Here is a 17,436-nt window from a genome sequence, read left to right as displayed (position 1 = left end):
ACCCGCCGGCCCCGCCGCCCCGGCGCATCCACCGCCCCGCCGGCGTCTGAGGCGCCGCCCCGGCGCCGCGTTCCCGGCCCCGCCGGCGTTCGAGGCGCGGGTCCGGGCGGCGCCCGGCGGCCCCGCGCAGCGGAGACACCGCCCGGAGCCCGGCACACCTGCGATCCCCGGCCGGCCGGCAGGCCACAGGCCCGCGCCCCTCCGGCCCCGCCCCGCAGCTGAAGCGCGGCCCCGCCCCCACCAACCGCCGCCCGGGCCCGTTCCCAGCCCCGCCGGCCTTCGAGGCGGGGGTCCGGGCCGCGGCCGGCGGCCCCGCGCAGCGGGCACCAGCACCGGCCCGGCGCAGCGGACACCAGCACCGGCCCCGCCCCACGCCCCCACGCGGAACGTCCGCATGCCCGAAGGAGCCCACCATGCCCGCACCCCTGCCCGCCCAGACCCTGCTGGAAGCACTCCGCGCCGAGGGGGCCGACGTCGTCGAACACCCCGGGTGGCGCACCCACAACCGCAACCACAGGGGCGCCTGGGGCCCGGTCAACGGCATCATGATCCACCACACCGTCAGCACCGGCAGCGCCTCCAGCGTCGCCCTGTGCCGCAACGGCTACACCGAGCTGCCCGGCCCGCTCTGCCACGGGGTCATCGACAAGGCCGGCACCGTCCACCTGATCGGCCACGGCCGCACCAACCACGCCGGACTCGGCGACGGCGACGTACTGGACGCCGTCGTCGCCGAGTCGGCCCTGTCCGCGCCCCGCCGCAACGACACCGACGGCAACGCCCGCTTCTACGGCTTCGAGTGCGTCAACCTCGGTGACGGCCGCGACCCCTGGCCGGAGGCACAGCTCGACGCCATCGAGCGCGCCGCCGCGGCCCTGTGCCGCGCCCACGGCTGGCAGGCCGCCTCCGTCATCGGCCACAAGGAGTGGACCGGCTCCAAGGTGGACCCGCGCGGTTTCACCATGGAGTCGCTGCGCGCCCGGATCGCCGCCCGCCTCTCCGCCACCCCCACCCGCCCCACCCCGCCGTCGGGCGGCTCTGGCGGCTCCGGCAACGGCACCCGCTACGCCCCGTTCCCCGGCGCCGCCTTCTTCCGGGGCTCCCCCTCCTCCCCGGTCGTCACCGCCATGGGCCGCCGCCTGGTCGCGGAAGGCTGCTCCGCCTACTCCCTCGGCCCCGGCCCGCAGTGGTCGGAGGCCGACCGCCGCTCCTACGCCACGTGGCAGCGCAAGCTCGGCTTCCGCGGCGCCGACGCCGACGGCTGGCCGGGCCGCGCCTCCTGGGACGCCCTCAAGGTCCCCGCCAACTGAACGCCCCCCGAGAGAGAAGGTCCACCATGTCCGACGCGTCGAAACGCACCCTGCGCACCCTTGTCCAGACGGCCGTCGCCCTGGCCGTCCTGCTGCCCGCCGTCATCGACGCGTCCGGCCTCCCGGCGACCCTCCCCTGGGTCGCCGGGGCCCTCGCGGCGGCCGGCGCCCTCACCCGCGTGATGGCCCTGCCGGGCGTCCAGGCCGTCCTGCCCGGCTGGCTCCGTACGGAGTGGCCGTACGACCGCGACCGCGAGCTCCTCGCTCTCGCCGCCCGCACCGAGCGACCGGGCGAGCGCCACCGGAGCGAGGAGGGCGACCGCGCATGACGGAACCCGACCCGCTGTCCGTGGCGGTGGAACTGGAGCGCCTGCGCGGGACGATGGAGGCCGGCTTCGCCAGGGTCGACGGCTCCCTCGCCCTGCTGGTGCAGCGCAGCGACCAGACGGACCGGCAGCTCGCCGACCACGAGTCCCGCCTCGACTCCCTGGAACACTCCCGCTGGCCCCTGGCCAGCCTGACCGCGCTGGCCGCGGTCGCGGCGGTCGTCATCACCGCCTGGGCGGCGGCCCGGTAGACCGCCGCCCCGGCAGGACCGGCCCACCCCGCCGACACCGCGCCGGGCGGTCCCACGACCGCCCGGCGCGGCCCGGCACCACCGGCCCCGGGGGCCCCGCGGCGCAGACCGGCACGGAACGGCACGGACCCTCACGGACCCGACGGCGCCCTAAGCTGCGCATCGCCCCCGCGCAGTGCGCGAGCGTCGACCGAGCAGGGAGCAGGACCTTGGGGACCGCCACACAGGAGCCGACCAGCGTCGAAGACGCCCTCTTCCGCCCCGGTCCGGCCCCCCGCGCCCCGTCCCGCACGCACCATCCGTACGGTCCCCTGCTCGCCTTCCTCGTCACCTCGGGCGCGGTCTGCGCCGCCTGGGCGGCCCGCGGCACCCACCCTTTCGGGGGAACCGGGCGGGCCGTCAACGACCAGGCCAACCAGTACGTCCCCTTCCACCGGGCGCTGTGGGACCTGGCCCACGGACACGCCGCCGGCGACGTGCTCTTCACCTGGCGCGGCGGCTTCGGGCAGCAGTTCCTGTCCGACTACCACACCTACCTCGGCAACCCGTTCTCGTGGCTCGCCGTCCTCGTCCCGCGCGACCACGTCGACCTCGCCGTCTTCGCGCTCACCCCGCTGACGACGGGCACCGCCGCCGCGCTGATGGCCGTCTACCTCGGCCGGCTGCAGCCGGGCCCGTGGTGGCAGCGCGGCGTCCTCGGCGCCTGCTACGGCCTGTGCGGCTGGGCCCTCAGCGACGCCTCGTACATCCCCATGTGGCTGTGGGGCCTGGTCGCGCTCCCGCTGCTCGGCATCGCCGTGGAGTGGTGCCTGGAGGGGCGCCGCCGGACCGGCGCGGCCCTGCTCGTCGCGCTCGCCTGGTACGGCAACTTCTACACCGCGATGATGGCCACGATGGCCGCCGGCGTCCTGCTGGCCGTCCGCCTGGCCACCCAGGACCTGACCGGCGCGCAGCGGCTGCGCGCCGTGGGCCGGGCCGCGACGGCCGCCGCGACCGGGATCCTGCTCACTCTCCCCCTGCTCCTGCCGTCGTTCCTGTCGAGCGGCGCGGCGCAGCCCACCCGGGCCGCCGCCTTCGACCCGGTCGGGCTCGACGTCTTCCTCACCGGGATGCTCCCGGCCACCCACCTGTGGGGCGGCAGCCCAAGGCTGTACGTCGCCTCCCTCGGCCTGGTCCTCGCCGGCTCCTTCGTCCTCAACCCCGCGATCCGGGGGCGGACCCGCCTGGTGTGGGCGGCGGCGCTGGTCCTGGTGGCCGCCTCCTTCCAGTTCCCGCCGACCCAGTACGCGTGGCACGGACTGGCGGTGCCGAACGGCAACCCGTACCGCGAGGCCTTCGTCTTCAGCGGCATGGTGGTCGTCCTCGCCTGGCTGGCGCTGGCCCACCGCCCGCGCCCGCTCCACCTGGCCCTCTCCGCAGCCCTGCTCGCGGGGGCCGCGGTCGCGCTCCGCCACACCCCCGACTTCGGCGGCTGGACCCTGCCCGCCGTCCTCGGCGGCGGCGCCCTCTCTCTGCTGGCCCTGGTCCTGCTGCGGCTCGGCGAGAAGCGCCGGTTCCTGATCCCCGCGGCCGCCGCGCTGATGGTCGGCGTCGTGTTCGCCGAGTCCACCCTCGCCGCAGTCAACGCCGACGCCCGCCGCGCCCGCGAGCGCTGGGCCAAGCCGGCCGCCACCGCGGGCCGGCCGATCGACCGGCACTTCGAGGCCGTCCGGGACGCGGAGGGCTGGCCGGCCCACCGCACCGACTCCGGCGCGCCGCAGACCTCGTACAACGACGCGCTCGCCCTGCGCGCCGAAGGGCCGCAGTACTACAGCAGCTACCTGCCCGCGGCCACCTTCCGGGCCCTCGAACCCCTCGGCTACGGCTACAAGAACGACGGCCGCACCTTCTTCGGCACCGACAACCCCGTGCTCGACGCGATCTTCTCGATCGGCGCCCGGGTCCGCCCCGGGGACACCCCCGGCACCTGGACCGCCCGCACGTTCCCGGCCCCGCCCCTGGTCACCGTGCGGTCGGCCCGCTACGCCTCGCCCCACCCCGCGGGCAGCGTCTACGCCCGCCAGGAGGAGGTCCTCGGCGCCACGGTGTACGAGGTCCCCCGGGCCGCCCGCGGCGGCAGCGCCGCCGTGCAGACGTACGCCGCCCGCTGCACCCCGGGCTCCGAGGCCTACTGGTACTCCCCCGCCCTGTACGGAACCCTCACCGCCGGCGGCGCCCGCACGCCGCTGAAGTACCGCGCGACGGGCGTCGTCCCGCTCGGCCCGGTGCCCGCGTCGGGCCGCGTCGACGCCACCGTGCGCACCCGCACCCGGGGGGCCACGGCGGGCCCCCACCCCGTCGGCTGCCTGGACCGCCGGGCGCTCGACGGGGCCGTGGCCGCCCTGACCGCCACCGGCGCCACCCGGGTCGAGGCCGCGGGCCACACCCTCCGGGCGACCCTCCCCCGGGGAGCCCGGGGCACGGCCGTCGTCGCCACCACGGCCGTACCCGGCTGGCGCTGCTCGGCCCCCCTGAAGCCGTTCCACGGCCTGCTCGCGGTGGACCTCCCCACGGGCGCGGCCGAGGTCTCCTGCACCTTCACCCCGCGGGGCCTCCTGCCCGGCCTGGCCGGCGCCGCCCTCGCCGCCCTCATCCTCACCTCGACCGCGCTGGCCGGCCGCCGCCGCGTCTGAACCCGAACCCCGCCGCGGACACGGCCGGGACACCGGGCCCCGGGCACGAGGAAGCCCCCCGCACTCCTCACGGAGTACGGGGGGCTTCCCTCACGCGTTACGCGCTCGCTGACTCTCAGCCGTTGTACGGGCCGTAGTCGTAGTCCTCCAGCGGGACGGCCTGGCCGGAGCCGGTGCCGAAGGGCGAGTAGTCGATGTCGTCGTAGCCGACGGCCGAGTACATCGCGGCCTTGGCCTCCTCGGTGGGCTCCACCCGGATGTTGCGGTAACGGGCGAGGCCCGTACCGGCCGGGATGAGCTTACCGATGATGACGTTCTCCTTGAGGCCGATCAGGGAGTCGGACTTGGCGTTGATCGCCGCGTCCGTCAGAACCCTGGTCGTCTCCTGGAAGGACGCCGCCGACAGCCACGACTCGGTCGCGAGCGAGGCCTTGGTGATACCCATCAGCTGCGGACGACCGGAGGCGGGGTGACCGCCCTCGGTGACCACACGACGGTTCTCGGTCTCGAACTTCGACCGCTCGACCAGCTCGCCCGGCAGGAGCTCCGCGTCGCCGGACTCGATGATCGTCACGCGGCGCAGCATCTGCCGGATGATGATCTCGATGTGCTTGTCGTGGATCGACACGCCCTGCGAGTTGTAGACCTTCTGGACTTCGCCGACCAGGTGGACCTGGACGGCACGCTGACCGAGGATGCGCAGCACGTCGTGCGGGTTGGTGGCACCCGCGGTGAGCTTCTGGCCCACCTCGACGTGGTCGCCCTCGTGCACGACGACCTTGGCGCGCTTGGAGATCGGGAACGCCGTCTCCTCGCTGCCGTCGTCGGGCGTGATGACGATCTTCTTCGTCTTCTCGGTCTCCTCGATCCGCACGCGGCCGGCGGCCTCGGAGATCGGGGCGACACCCTTCGGGGTACGGGCCTCGAAGAGCTCGACGACACGCGGCAGACCCTGCGTGATGTCGTCACCGGCCACACCACCGGTGTGGAAGGTACGCATCGTCAGCTGGGTACCGGGCTCACCGATGGACTGGGCGGCGATGATGCCGACCGCCTCACCGATGTCGACCAGCTTGCCGGTGGCGAGCGAGCGTCCGTAGCAGAAGGCACAGGTGCCGACCGCGGACTCACAGGTCAGGACCGAGCGGGTCTTGACCTCCTCGACGCCGTTGGCGACCAGGGCGTCGATGAGCACGTCACCGAGGTCGACGTTGGCCGGCGCGATGACCTTGCCGTCGATGACGACGTCCTCGGCCAGCATGCGGGCGTAGATCGAGGTCTCGACGTCGTCGGCCTTGCGCAGCACGCCGTCCTCGCCGCGAACGGCGATCTTCAGCTTCAGGCCGCGCTCGGTGCCGCAGTCCTCCTCGCGGATGATCACGTCCTGCGAGACGTCCACCAGACGACGGGTCAGGTAACCCGAGTCGGCGGTACGCAGGGCGGTGTCCGCCAGACCCTTACGGGCACCGTGCGTGGAGATGAAGTACTCCAGAACGGTGAGGCCCTCACGGAAGGACGCCTTGATCGGACGCGGGATGGTCTCGTTCTTCGCGTTCGACACCAGACCACGCATACCGGCGATCTGTCGCATCTGCATCATGTTTCCTCGGGCACCCGAGTCAACCATCATGAAGATGGGGTTCGTCTTGGGGAAGTTCGCGTTCATCGCCTCGGCAACCTCGTTGGTCGCCTTGGTCCAGATCGCGATGAGCTCCTGCGTGCGCTCGTCCTTGGTGATCAGACCGCGCTCGTACTGCTTCTGGACCTTCTCGTCCAGGTCCTCGTAGCCCTTGACGATGGCCTTCTTGGCCTCGGGCACGACGACATCGGAGATGGCCACGGTGACGCCCGAACGGGTCGCCCAGTGGAAGCCGGCCGCCTTCAGGTTGTCGAGCGTCGCCGCCACGATGACCTTGGGGTAGCGCTCCGCCAGGTCGTTGACGATCTCGGAGAGCTGCTTCTTGCCCACCGAGTAGTCGACGAACGGGTAGTCCTCGGGCAGCAGCTCGTTGAAGAGCGCGCGGCCCAGGGTGGTGCGCAGCCGGAAGCTGTCGCCCGGCTGGAACTCCTGCTCGCCCTCTTCGGCGACCGGGTGCGCCCAGCCGCGCGGCGGGATGGTGCCCACCGGGAAGCGGATGTCCACGGCCGACTGGAGCGCCAGCTCGCCGTTGTCGAACGCCATGGTCGCCTCGGCGGTCGAGCCGAACGCACGGCCCTCGCCCTTGACGTCACGGAGCTCGCCGTCGGTGGTCAGGAAGAACAGACCGAGGACCATGTCCTGGGTCGGCATCGTGACCGGACGGCCGTCGGCCGGCTTCAGGATGTTGTTCGAGGACAGCATCAGGATGCGGGCCTCGGCCTGCGCCTCCGCGGAGAGCGGGAGGTGCACGGCCATCTGGTCACCGTCGAAGTCCGCGTTGAACGCGGTGCAGACGAGCGGGTGGATCTGGATGGCCTTGCCTTCGACCAGCTGGGGCTCGAAGGCCTGGATGCCGAGGCGGTGCAGCGTGGGCGCACGGTTCAGGAGGACCGGGTGCTCGGCGATGACCTCTTCGAGCACGTCGTAGACGACCGTGCGGCCGCGCTCGACCATGCGCTTCGCCGACTTGATGTTCTGCGCGTGGTTCAGGTCCACCAGGCGCTTCATCACGAACGGCTTGAAGAGCTCCAGCGCCATGGCCTTGGGCAGGCCGCACTGGTGCAGCTTCAGCTGCGGGCCGACGACGATCACGGAACGCGCGGAGTAGTCCACGCGCTTGCCGAGGAGGTTCTGGCGGAATCGACCCTGCTTGCCCTTGAGCATGTCGCTCAGGGACTTCAGCGGACGGTTGCCGGGACCGGTCACCGGACGACCACGACGACCGTTGTCGAAGAGGGCGTCCACGGCCTCCTGGAGCATGCGCTTCTCGTTGTTCACGATGATCTCGGGGGCACCGAGGTCGAGAAGGCGCTTCAGGCGGTTGTTGCGGTTGATCACGCGGCGGTACAGGTCGTTCAGGTCGGAGGTCGCGAAGCGGCCACCGTCCAGCTGCACCATCGGACGCAGGTCCGGCGGGATCACCGGCACGCAGTCCAGAACCATGCCCTTGGGCTTGTTGCTGGTCTGCAGGAACGCGGAGACGACCTTGAGGCGCTTGAGCGCACGGGTCTTCTTCTGGCCCTTGCCGGTACGGATGATCTCGCGGAGGCGCTCGGCCTCCTCCTCGAGGTCGAAGGACTCCAGGCGCTTCTGCAGCGCGGCGGCGCCCATGCAGCCGTCGAAGTACGTGCCGAAGCGGTCACGCAGCTCGCGGTACAGGAGCTCGTCGCCCTCCAGGTCCTGGACCTTGAGGTTCTTGAAGCGGGCCCACACCTCGTCGAGGCGGTCGATCTCGCGCTGGGCGCGGTCACGGAGCTGCTTCATCTCGCGCTCGGCGCCTTCGCGCACCTTGCGGCGCACGTCGGCCTTCGCGCCCTCGGCCTCGAGCTCGGCCAGGTCGGTCTCGAGCTTCTTGGCACGGCCTTCGAGGTCCGCGTCACGGCGGTTCTCGATCTGCTGGCGCTCGACGGAGACGTGGGCCTCCAGCGACGGGAGGTCGCGGGTGCGGCGCTCGTCGTCCACGAACGTGATCATGTACGCGGCGAAGTAGATGACCTTCTCGAGGTCCTTCGGCGCGAGGTCCAGCAGGTAGCCCAGGCGCGACGGGACGCCCTTGAAGTACCAGATGTGGGTGACGGGAGCGGCGAGCTCGATGTGGCCCATCCGCTCGCGGCGCACCTTGGCGCGCGTGACTTCGACGCCACAGCGCTCACAGATGATGCCCTTGAAGCGGACACGCTTGTACTTGCCGCAGTAGCACTCCCAGTCCCGGGTCGGGCCGAAGATCTTCTCGCAGAAGAGTCCGTCCTTCTCGGGCTTGAGCGTGCGGTAGTTGATGGTCTCCGGCTTCTTGACCTCGCCGTGGGACCAGGTTCGGATGTCGTCCGCGGTGGCAAGGCCGATCCGCAGCTCGTCGAAGAAGTTGACGTCGAGCACTGTGCGTCAATCCCTCTTTCGGGGTCGAGTCTCAATCATGGTCTGAACGGTCCCGGGGATGACGGGGGGCTCTTGAGCGAGCCCCCCGTCAGGCCCGTCAGACCTCTTCGACGCTGCTCGGCTCACGCCGGGACAGGTCGATACCGAGCTCCTCCGCCGCGCGGAAGACGTCCTCGTCGGTGTCGCGCATCTCGATGGACATGCCGTCCGAGGACAGCACCTCCACGTTGAGGCAGAGCGACTGCATTTCCTTGATGAGCACCTTGAAGGACTCGGGAATGCCCGGCTCGGGGATGTTCTCGCCCTTGACGATCGCCTCGTAGACCTTCACGCGGCCGGTCACGTCGTCGGACTTGATGGTCAGCAGCTCCTGGAGGGCGTAAGCGGCGCCATAAGCCTCGAGCGCCCACACCTCCATCTCACCGAAGCGCTGGCCACCGAACTGCGCCTTACCACCCAGCGGCTGCTGCGTGATCATCGAGTACGGACCGGTCGACCGAGCGTGGAGCTTGTCGTCGACCAGGTGGTGGAGCTTGAGGATGTACATGTACCCGATGGAGATCGGGTCCGGGAACGGCTCGCCGGAGCGGCCGTCGAACAGGTGCGCCTTGCCGGTCGGGAGGACCAGGCGGTCCCCGTCGCGGTTCGGGATGGTGTGCTCGAAGAGGCCGGCGAGCTCGTCCTCACGGGCGCCGTCGAACACCGGGGTGGCGACGTTGGTACCGGGCTCGACCTTGTCGGCACCGATGGCCTTCAGACGCTCGGCCCAGTCCTCGGCCAGGCCGGAGACGTCCCAGCCGCGGCTGGCGAGCCAGCCGAGGTGGATCTCCAGGACCTGTCCCGGGTTCATTCGGGACGGGACACCCAGCGGGTTGAGGATGATGTCGACCGGCGTGCCGTCTTCCAGGAAGGGCATGTCCTCGATCGGAAGGATCTTGGAGATGACGCCCTTGTTTCCGTGGCGGCCGGCGAGCTTGTCGCCGTCGGTGATCTTGCGCTTCTGGGCGACGTAGACGCGGACCAGCTGGTTCACGCCCGGGGGAAGCTCGTCGCCCTCCTCGCGGTCGAAGACGCGGACACCGATGACCTTGCCGATCTCACCGTGAGGCACCTTGAGCGAGGTGTCGCGCACCTCGCGGGCCTTCTCACCGAAGATCGCGCGCAGCAGGCGCTCCTCCGGGGTCAGCTCGGTCTCGCCCTTGGGCGTGACCTTGCCGACCAGGATGTCGCCGGCGACGACGTCCGCACCGATGCGGATGATGCCGCGCTCGTCGAGGTCAGCGAGGACCTCCTCGGAGACGTTCGGGATGTCCCGGGTGATCTCCTCGGGGCCCAGCTTGGTGTCACGGGCGTCGACCTCGTGCTCCTCGATGTGGATCGAGGAGAGGACGTCGTCCTGTACGAGGCGCTGCGACAGGATGATCGCGTCCTCGTAGTTGTGACCCTCCCAGGGCATGAACGCGACGAGCAGGTTCTTGCCGAGGGCCATTTCGCCCTCTTCGGTCGCGGGACCGTCGGCGAGGACCTGGGACTCGATGATCCGGTCGCCCTCGTTGACGATGACCTTCTGGTTGACCGAGGTGCCCTGGTTCGAGCGGGAGAACTTCGCGACGCGGTACGTGGTGTACGTGCCGTCGTCGTTCGCCACGGTGACGTAGTCGGCCGAGACCTCCTGGACGACACCGTCCTTCTCCGCACGGATCGAGTCACCGGCGTCGACCGCACAGCGGTACTCCATGCCGGTGCCGACGAGCGGCGCCTCCGCCTTGATGAGCGGAACGGCCTGGCGCATCATGTTCGCGCCCATGAGGGCGCGGTTGGCGTCGTCGTGCTCCAGGAAGGGGATCATCGCGGTAGCGACGGACACCATCTGGCGCGGGGAGACGTCCATGTAGTCGACGTCGTCGCCGGCGATGTAGTCGATCTCGCCACCACGACGGCGAACCAGTACGCGGTTCTCGGTGAAGCGCATCTCGTCGTTCAGGCCGGCGTTGGCCTGGGCGATGACGAAGCGGTCTTCCTCGTCGGCGGTCAGGTAGTCCACGTCGTCCGTGACGACACCGTCGATGACCTTGCGGTACGGGGTCTCGACGAAGCCGAACGCGTTCACGCGGCCGTAGGACGCGAGCGAGCCGATCAGACCGATGTTCGGGCCTTCGGGGGTCTCGATCGGGCACATGCGGCCGTAGTGCGACGGGTGGACGTCTCGGACCTCGAAGCCGGCCCGCTCACGGGACAGACCGCCGGGGCCCAGCGCCGACAGGCGGCGCTTGTGGGTCAGACCCGACAGCGGGTTGTTCTGGTCCATGAACTGCGACAGCTGGCTGGTGCCGAAGAACTCCTTGATGGAGGCGACGACCGGCCGGATGTTGATCAGGGTCTGCGGCGTGATCGCCTCGACGTCCTGGGTCGTCATGCGCTCGCGGACGACGCGCTCCATACGAGCCAGACCCGTGCGGACCTGGTTCTGGATGAGCTCGCCGACGTTGCGCAGACGACGGTTGCCGAAGTGGTCGATGTCATCGGTCTCGACCACGATCGAACGGCCGGACTCGCCGGTCGTCTCGGTCTCGCCGGCGTGCAGCTTGACCAGGTACTTGATCGTTGCGATGACGTCGTCGGTGGTGAGCACGCCGGCGTCCAGCGGCTCGTCGGCGCCGAGCTTCTTGTTCACCTTGTAGCGGCCGACCTTGGCGAGGTCGTAGCGCTTCGGGTTGAAGTAGAGGTTCTCGAGCAGCGTCTGAGCGGCCTCGCGGGTCGGCGGTTCGCCCGGACGCAGCTTGCGGTAGATGTCGAGCAGCGCGTCGTCCTGACCCTGGGTGTGGTCCTTCTCCAGGGTGGCGCGCATGGACTCGTACTCGCCGAACTCCTCGAGGATCTGCTCGGTGGTCCAGCCGAGAGCCTTCAGGAGCACGGTGACGGACTGCTTGCGCTTGCGGTCGATGCGGACACCGACCATGTCGCGCTTGTCGATCTCCATCTCGAGCCAGGCACCCCGGGACGGGATGATCTTGGCGGCGAAGATGTCCTTGTCGGACGTCTTGTCGATGGAGGAGTCGAAGTAGACACCGGGGGAGCGGACAAGCTGCGACACGACGACACGCTCGGTGCCGTTGATGACGAAGGTGCCCTTGTTGGTCATGAGCGGGAAATCGCCCATGAAGACCGTCTGAGACTTGATCTCTCCGGTCTCGTTGTTCGTGAACTCGGCTGTGACGAACAGCGGCGCCGCGTACGTGAAGTCGCGGTCCTTGCACTCGTCGACAGAGTTCTTCGCCGGCTCGAAACGGTGGTCGCGGAAGGTCAGCGACATCGACCCGGAGAAGTCCTCGATCGGCGAGATCTCCTCGAAGATCTCTTCCAGACCGGACTTGGTGGGGACGTCCTGTCCACTCTCAAGCGCCGACTCGACGCGAGACTTCCAGGCAGCGTTGCCGAGAAGCCAGTCAAAGCTCTCGGTCTGCAGCGCCAAGAGGTTCGGAACCTCGAGGGGCTCCTTGATCTTTGCAAAGGAGATGCGCAGCGGGGCGGTGCTGGCACCGTTGTTCGTATTGGTCGAGGCGTTGCGCGAGGCGGCCAAGAGGGGGTCCTTCCGAGGGCTCGGACTCACTACGCGCGTACCGGTCCCAGCTGACACAGAAGACCTTCGTTATCCGATCCGGCCGAAGGGCCAGGTCAGGACGATCAATCAGGTGTGCTCAAACGTGGGTATGCCCCTGGCGACGGGCAGGGGGCAGCTAACAGGCAGCGCAAAGGGTCAGTGTAGCCACTTGGCTCACTGATGTCCAGACCAGGTTTCCGGAAACCGGCAACAGGCCTTCCCCATGTCGTCAATCAAACCCTGCGTCCAACGCTTCGGCTCTCGTACCTCGTACACAGAGCGCGTATCAGTACTGCCCTCTTCGTAGTCGATCCATGCCTCGGATCCCGGATCGAACTGTCCGAGCGGGCCGGAGTCGGCGACGGGTCTGAGAATTGCGCGCCGCGTCCCGTTCGTCAAGGCCCCCTGCTCCGAGCGGATCATCTTCGGACCCTGCCGCGGAGCAACGATGATCACCCTACTCCCCAACGAGACCAGGGCAAGTCAGGCACTGCGGGTACGCCAAAGGGCGACCACCCTTACGGGTGATCGCCCTTCGCAGGAGCCTCGGAGAGGCCCCAGAGGTGCTACTTGACCTCGACAGCCGCGCCGGCAGCCTTGAGGGACTCGGCGGCCTTGTCAGCGGCCTCCTTGGCGACCTTCTCGAGAACGGGCTTCGGGGCGCCGTCCACGAGGTCCTTGGCCTCCTTGAGGCCCAGGGAGGTCAGCTCGCGCACGACCTTGATGACCTGGATCTTCTTGTCGCCGGCACCGGTGAGGATGACGTCGAACTCGTCCTGCTCCTCGGCGGCCTCGGGGGCAGCGCCACCCTGACCCGGGGCGGCAACGGCGACGGCCGCGGCGGCGGTGACGTCGAACTTCTCCTCGAAGGCCTTCACGAACTCGGAGAGCTCGATGAGGGTCATCTCCTCGAACTGGGCGAGGAGGTCGTCCTGAGAGAGCTTCGCCATGATGGGCGATCCTTCCACTATTTCGGCAGGTGCCGGATGTATAGAGAGGCGGGCGTAACGGCCCGCTACGACCCACGCACTAGGCGGCGTGGATCAGTGCGCGAGCCGAATTACTCGGCACCGCCCTGCTCGGCGAGCTTGACGCGAAGCGCTTCCGCGGTGCGGACGAACTTCGACGGCAGCGCCTGGAAGAGCGAGGCAGCCTGAGACTGCTTGCCCTTGAACGCGCCGGCCAGCTTGCTGAGCAGAACCTCGCGGGACTCGAGGTCCGCGAGCTTCTTGATCTCATCGGCGGTCAGCGCCTTACCGTCAAGGACACCGCCCTTGATGATGAGGTTCGGGTTCTCCTTGGCGAAGTCACGCAGGCTCTTCGCCGACTCCACCGGGTCACCGGTGATGAAGGCGACCGCGGTCGGACCAGCGAAGTGCTCGTCCAGCGCGGTGATCCCGGCCTGGTTGGCCGCAATCTTGGTCAGCGTGTTCTTCACCACGGCGTACTGGGCGTTCTCACCGAGCGAACGACGCAGCGTCTTGAGCTGCGCCACGGTGAGACCCCGGTACTCGGTCAGCACGGCGGCGTTCGAGCTCTGGAACTGGTCCGTGAGCTCGGCTACCGCGGCAGCCTTGTCGGGCCTTGCCATAGAGCGTCGGCCTCCTTCCGGGTGATGAGGACCGCTCAGAAGGGGCTGAACAAACGAAACGCCCCGGCGCAAGCGCACGGGGCGTAAGCTCGACCGAATTGCTCCGGGAGCTTCTCCACGAACACCTGCGCAGGACGTCCGCATTCAACGGATCCTTCGGCCACCGAAACCCTTGCGGGCACGGCAACGACCAGCGGTCTTTGGCTTCTCGTGAAGCGTACGTGAAACGGCCCAGCCGAGGCAAATCGCCTCAGGAACGCTTCAGGCCGCCCAGGCCGGCGTCCTTCAGCTTCCGGTCCGCCTCGTCCAGGGTGCGTTCGGTCTCCTCGCGGCTCTTGTCGATGCCCTCCATGACGTCGTCGAAGTCGGCCACCTGGTCGGCGGGCGGTGCGACGACCGGCGCGGTCGTGCCGTACCCCGAGAACTTCGCCGTGGTCTTCGCCGTACCGTCCCCCACGGTCCGCACCGTGTCGACGCGGACGGGATGCCCGTCCTTGCCGATCCACAGGTCGATGTCGAGGCTCTTGACGTCCTTCACCGCCTCGTGGAGGTAGCGCCGGTTCGCCTCCTCCATGACCTTGGTGGACCCGTCGGCCCGGAGCAGGTCGGCGTGGGTGAGGGCGGCCCGGTAGTGCTCGGTGTCGACGCCGTCGGTCTGTTCCGTGCCGACGCGCGTGACCTTCTCCTGCCCGAGGAGGAGCGCGAGGTACTCGGCCGGGTCGTCGTTGAGCCGGGGCACGGGCGCCCCGTCCTTGGCCAGGTTCATCTTCATCCAGGACTTGCCCTGCACGGGCTTGTCCGAGTGGGTGTAGACGACGCCGTCCATCATGACCTGGTGGCCCGCGGTGCCCGGGGCCCCGCCCTTGACGGCGATGCCGGTGATGTTCGGGTACCAGCCCTTCGCCCCGACGACCTGGTTCGTCTTGCCGTCGCTCCCGGTGACGGTCATGTCCACCGCGGCGAACCGGGCGACCACCGTCTTCTGGTACGAGAGCTTCACGACGTCGGCGGGGGTGGCTTCCTTGACCTCGGCCGCCTTCGCCCCGTCCTGCTTCCCGGCGGCCCCGTCGGCGCCCCCACAGGCGGTGAGCCCCGCCGCGAGCAGCGCGGCGACCGCCGTTGCCGTGCCGGCCCGGGTCAGGATCCGTACAGCCTTGTTCATGCGTTCTCCCCCGTCATCGGAACTGGTACCGCGGTGCCGTCGAGGGCACTCAGGCGGTGCCGTCCGCGTCGTTCTTCGTCTCTTCCGCCAGGTCCACGACCTGGTCGGCCGGCGGCGCGGTGATCTCGACGGGCTTGTTCACGTCGAGGAACTTGATGGTGACGTCCATCGGGCCCGCGGTGCCCTGGCCGCGGGTGCGCACCTGCTTGGTCTGGTCGGCCTCGTCGATCCAGATGTCCATCGTCAGTTCCTTGATGCCCTGGGCTTCCAGCATCTTCAGGTTCTTCTCCTGGCGGGCCTTGGCCTCGGGCGTGGTCGCGGCGCTCGGGTCCCTCAGCTGGTCCAGCCCGACCGTGCCCGTCAGGTGCGTGGTCTTCTGGCCGTCGACGGTCTCCTCGCCGACGGTCTTCAGGTCCTTGGACAGGCTCAGGTCGTTCGCCTTGTCGCCCGGGTTCTCGCCCTGCCGGCCGCCGCCGAGGGCGTCCAGCTTCTTGGCCTGGTCCGGGGCCATCGTCTTCATGTCGAACTTCATCCACTTGCCCTCGTTGCCCAGGTAGAGGGCGCCGTCGAGCAGGCGCATGCCGACGTTCTGCCCGGGCCTCTCGGGCGAGGCCATCGTCATGGACATCGCGACGTCGGGCTTGAGGCGCATGGCGACCTCGCCGGAGATCGTGGCGCCCGCCGCGGTGCCGGCCATGGTGTACCGCAGCGAGGTGATCTCCGCGGACTTCTTCTTCGTCTTCTCCAGGAACGCGGCCGGGGTGACCGCGACCGGCGTCCCCGCGGCCTGGGACGGCGCCGGGGCGGCGCCGTCCTTCTTCGCGTCCTTCCCGTCCTGGCACGCCGTGGCCCCGCCCACGAGCAGTACGGCGGCCAGCGCGGCGCCGAAGGTCTTCCTGCGGTATGCAGACATGGAGGTCCCCACCCCTTGTGTGATCGTCATTTGGTCTCGACTTTACGTTTCTGTCGCGAGCGAACGCGCGGCCATTACGGGCCTGGTGCCCGCTCTGTGGCGCGGAACACGGAAAACGGGCCCCCCGCCGCCCGTGAAGGGTGGTGGGGGGCCCGCTCAGTCGTGCAGGGAGCCGGTCAGGCTCAGACCGCGGCCGGGTCTTCCTCGACGAGGAGGTTCCGGGTGCGGTTGGAGTCCAGCTGGATGCCGGGGCCCATCGTGGTGCTCAGGGCGGCCTTCTTGATGTAGCGGCCCTTCGCGGCGGACGGCTTCAGACGCAGGATCTCGTCCAGGGCCGCGCCGTAGTTCTCGACCAGCTGCTCATCGGAGAAGGAGACCTTGCCGATGATGAAGTGCAGGTTCGAGTGCTTGTCGACGCGGAACTCGATCTTGCCACCCTTGATCTCGGTGACAGCCTTCGCGACGTCCATGGTGACGGTGCCGGTCTTCGGGTTCGGCATGAGGCCACGGGGACCGAGCACGCGGCCGAGGCGGCCGACCTTGCCCATGAGGTCCGGGGTGGCGACAACGGCGTCGAACTCGTTGAGGCGGTTGCCCTTGGCGATCTCGTTGATCAGCTCGTCGTCGCCGACGATGTCGGCGCCGGCGGCTTCCGCGGCCGCAGCACGGTCACCGGTCGCGAAGACCAGGACCCGGGCGGTCTTGCCGGTGCCGTGCGGGAGGTTCACGGTGCCACGCACCATCTGGTCGGCCTTGCGCGGGTCGACACCCAGGCGGAAGGCGACCTCGACGGTGCTGTCGAACTTGGTCGCGGAGGTCTCCTTGGCGAGACGGACGGCCTCGAGCGGGGCGTACTGCTTCTCCCGGTCGATCTTGGCGTCCGCAGCGCGGAGAGTCTTGCTGCGCTTCACTTCTGCTCCTGTGTTGTGATTCAGGCGTGGAGTCGTGGTGCGGACCAGCGCTTGGTCCTACCACTGGTGGTGCTGGGGGGTGGCTGAATCAGCCTTCGACCGTGATGCCCATCGAACGCGCGGTACCGGAGATGATCTTCTCCGCGGCGTCGATGTCGTTGGCGTTCAGGTCCGGCATCTTGAGCTCGGCGATCTCGCGGACCTGGGCGCGCGTCAGCTTCGCGACCTTGGTCTTGTGCGGCTCGCCGGAGCCCTTCTCCACGCCCGCGCTCTTCAGGATGAGGCGCGCGGCCGGCGGAGTCTTGGTGATGAAGGTGAAGGAGCGGTCGTCGTAGACCGTGATCTCCACCGGCACGACCATGCCGCGCTGCGACTCGGTCGCGGCGTTGTAGGCCTTGCAGAACTCCATGATGTTGACGCCGTGCTGACCGAGCGCGGGGCCGACCGGCGGAGCCGGGTTGGCCGCGCCGGCCTTGATCTGGAGCTTGATAAGCCCCGTGACCTTCTTCTTCTTGGGAGGCATTGCTCTCTCCGGGTCCTAGTGAGAGTTTTCAGCCGCACATCCGGTCATCCGGACGGAGGCATACCGCACCACGATAACGGGTATCGGCGCGGGGCTAAAAACCGAGCAGGTCAGACCGCCCTTGAGGGGCGATCTGACCTGTCCGGAAGCTGTGGCTCAGA

Annotated in this window: 12 protein-coding genes; 4 read left to right on the top strand and 8 right to left on the bottom strand. The window is 69.4% G+C overall.

Annotated features, from left to right (window positions below; genetic code table 11):
* The first annotated feature begins 413 nt into the window (after window positions 1-413).
* The 4 genes from ACFWW8_RS20515 (at window position 414) to ACFWW8_RS20500 (ending at window position 4,559) form a co-directional block, all read left to right on the top strand.
* Window positions 414-1,310 carry a peptidoglycan-binding protein gene (locus ACFWW8_RS20515; protein WP_386530390.1) on the top strand — a complete coding sequence of 299 codons (897 nt, stop codon included), beginning with the start codon at window positions 414-416 and terminating at the stop codon, window positions 1,308-1,310.
* A 26-nt stretch (window positions 1,311-1,336) separates the two neighbouring features.
* Complete coding sequence (locus ACFWW8_RS20510; RefSeq protein ID WP_386530389.1) at window positions 1,337-1,639, top strand: hypothetical protein; 303 nt, start codon at window positions 1,337-1,339, stop codon at window positions 1,637-1,639.
* Window positions 1,636-1,887, top strand: a complete 252-nt coding sequence (locus ACFWW8_RS20505; RefSeq protein WP_386530388.1) for a hypothetical protein — start codon at window positions 1,636-1,638, stop codon at window positions 1,885-1,887. The genes ACFWW8_RS20510 and ACFWW8_RS20505 overlap by 4 nt, the downstream gene beginning before the upstream one ends.
* Window positions 1,888-2,096: 209 nt before the next feature.
* Complete coding sequence (locus ACFWW8_RS20500) at window positions 2,097-4,559, top strand: YfhO family protein (protein ID WP_386530387.1); 2,463 nt, start codon at window positions 2,097-2,099, stop codon at window positions 4,557-4,559.
* Between the two features lie 115 nt (window positions 4,560-4,674).
* On the opposite strand, the gene ACFWW8_RS20495 is transcribed toward ACFWW8_RS20500, so the two are convergent.
* The 8 genes from ACFWW8_RS20495 to rplK form a co-directional block, all read right to left on the bottom strand.
* On the bottom strand, window positions 4,675-8,574 hold the full coding sequence (locus tag ACFWW8_RS20495) for a DNA-directed RNA polymerase subunit beta' (RefSeq protein ID WP_386530386.1): 3,900 nt from the start codon (window positions 8,572-8,574) through the stop codon (window positions 4,675-4,677).
* Between the two features lie 97 nt (window positions 8,575-8,671).
* Window positions 8,672-12,154 (bottom strand): DNA-directed RNA polymerase subunit beta, encoded by a 3,483-nt coding sequence (gene rpoB / locus ACFWW8_RS20490; protein ID WP_386530385.1) that lies wholly within the window; start codon window positions 12,152-12,154, stop codon window positions 8,672-8,674.
* A gap of 587 nt (window positions 12,155-12,741) precedes the next feature.
* Window positions 12,742-13,125, bottom strand: a complete 384-nt coding sequence (gene rplL / locus ACFWW8_RS20485) for a 50S ribosomal protein L7/L12 (protein WP_266626470.1) — start codon at window positions 13,123-13,125, stop codon at window positions 12,742-12,744.
* Window positions 13,126-13,235: 110 nt separating this feature from the next.
* On the bottom strand, window positions 13,236-13,766 hold the full coding sequence (gene rplJ, locus ACFWW8_RS20480; protein WP_267724692.1) for a 50S ribosomal protein L10: 531 nt from the start codon (window positions 13,764-13,766) through the stop codon (window positions 13,236-13,238).
* A gap of 250 nt (window positions 13,767-14,016) precedes the next feature.
* Window positions 14,017-14,928, bottom strand: a complete 912-nt coding sequence (locus ACFWW8_RS20475) for a hypothetical protein (protein ID WP_386530384.1) — start codon at window positions 14,926-14,928, stop codon at window positions 14,017-14,019.
* Window positions 14,929-14,977: 49 nt separating this feature from the next.
* A complete protein-coding gene (locus tag ACFWW8_RS20470) occupies window positions 14,978-15,841 on the bottom strand; it encodes an LppX_LprAFG lipoprotein (RefSeq protein WP_386530383.1) in 864 nt (287 codons plus the stop codon).
* 182 nt (window positions 15,842-16,023) lie between these two features.
* Complete coding sequence (rplA, locus tag ACFWW8_RS20465) at window positions 16,024-16,752, bottom strand: 50S ribosomal protein L1 (RefSeq protein WP_266996557.1); 729 nt, start codon at window positions 16,750-16,752, stop codon at window positions 16,024-16,026.
* Between the two features lie 88 nt (window positions 16,753-16,840).
* The gene (gene rplK, locus ACFWW8_RS20460; protein ID WP_267724684.1) at window positions 16,841-17,275 is read right to left on the bottom strand and encodes a 50S ribosomal protein L11; all 435 of its coding nucleotides are present in this window, start codon (window positions 17,273-17,275) and stop codon (window positions 16,841-16,843) included.
* Window positions 17,276-17,436: the final 161 nt, after the last annotated feature.

It is taken from the genome of Streptomyces sp. NPDC058701 (genome assembly GCF_042715295.1).
Lineage (GTDB): Bacteria > Actinomycetota > Actinomycetes > Streptomycetales > Streptomycetaceae > Streptomyces.
Note: the sequence above shows the minus strand (reverse complement) of the source record. Positions and strands in the feature narration are given on the sequence as shown.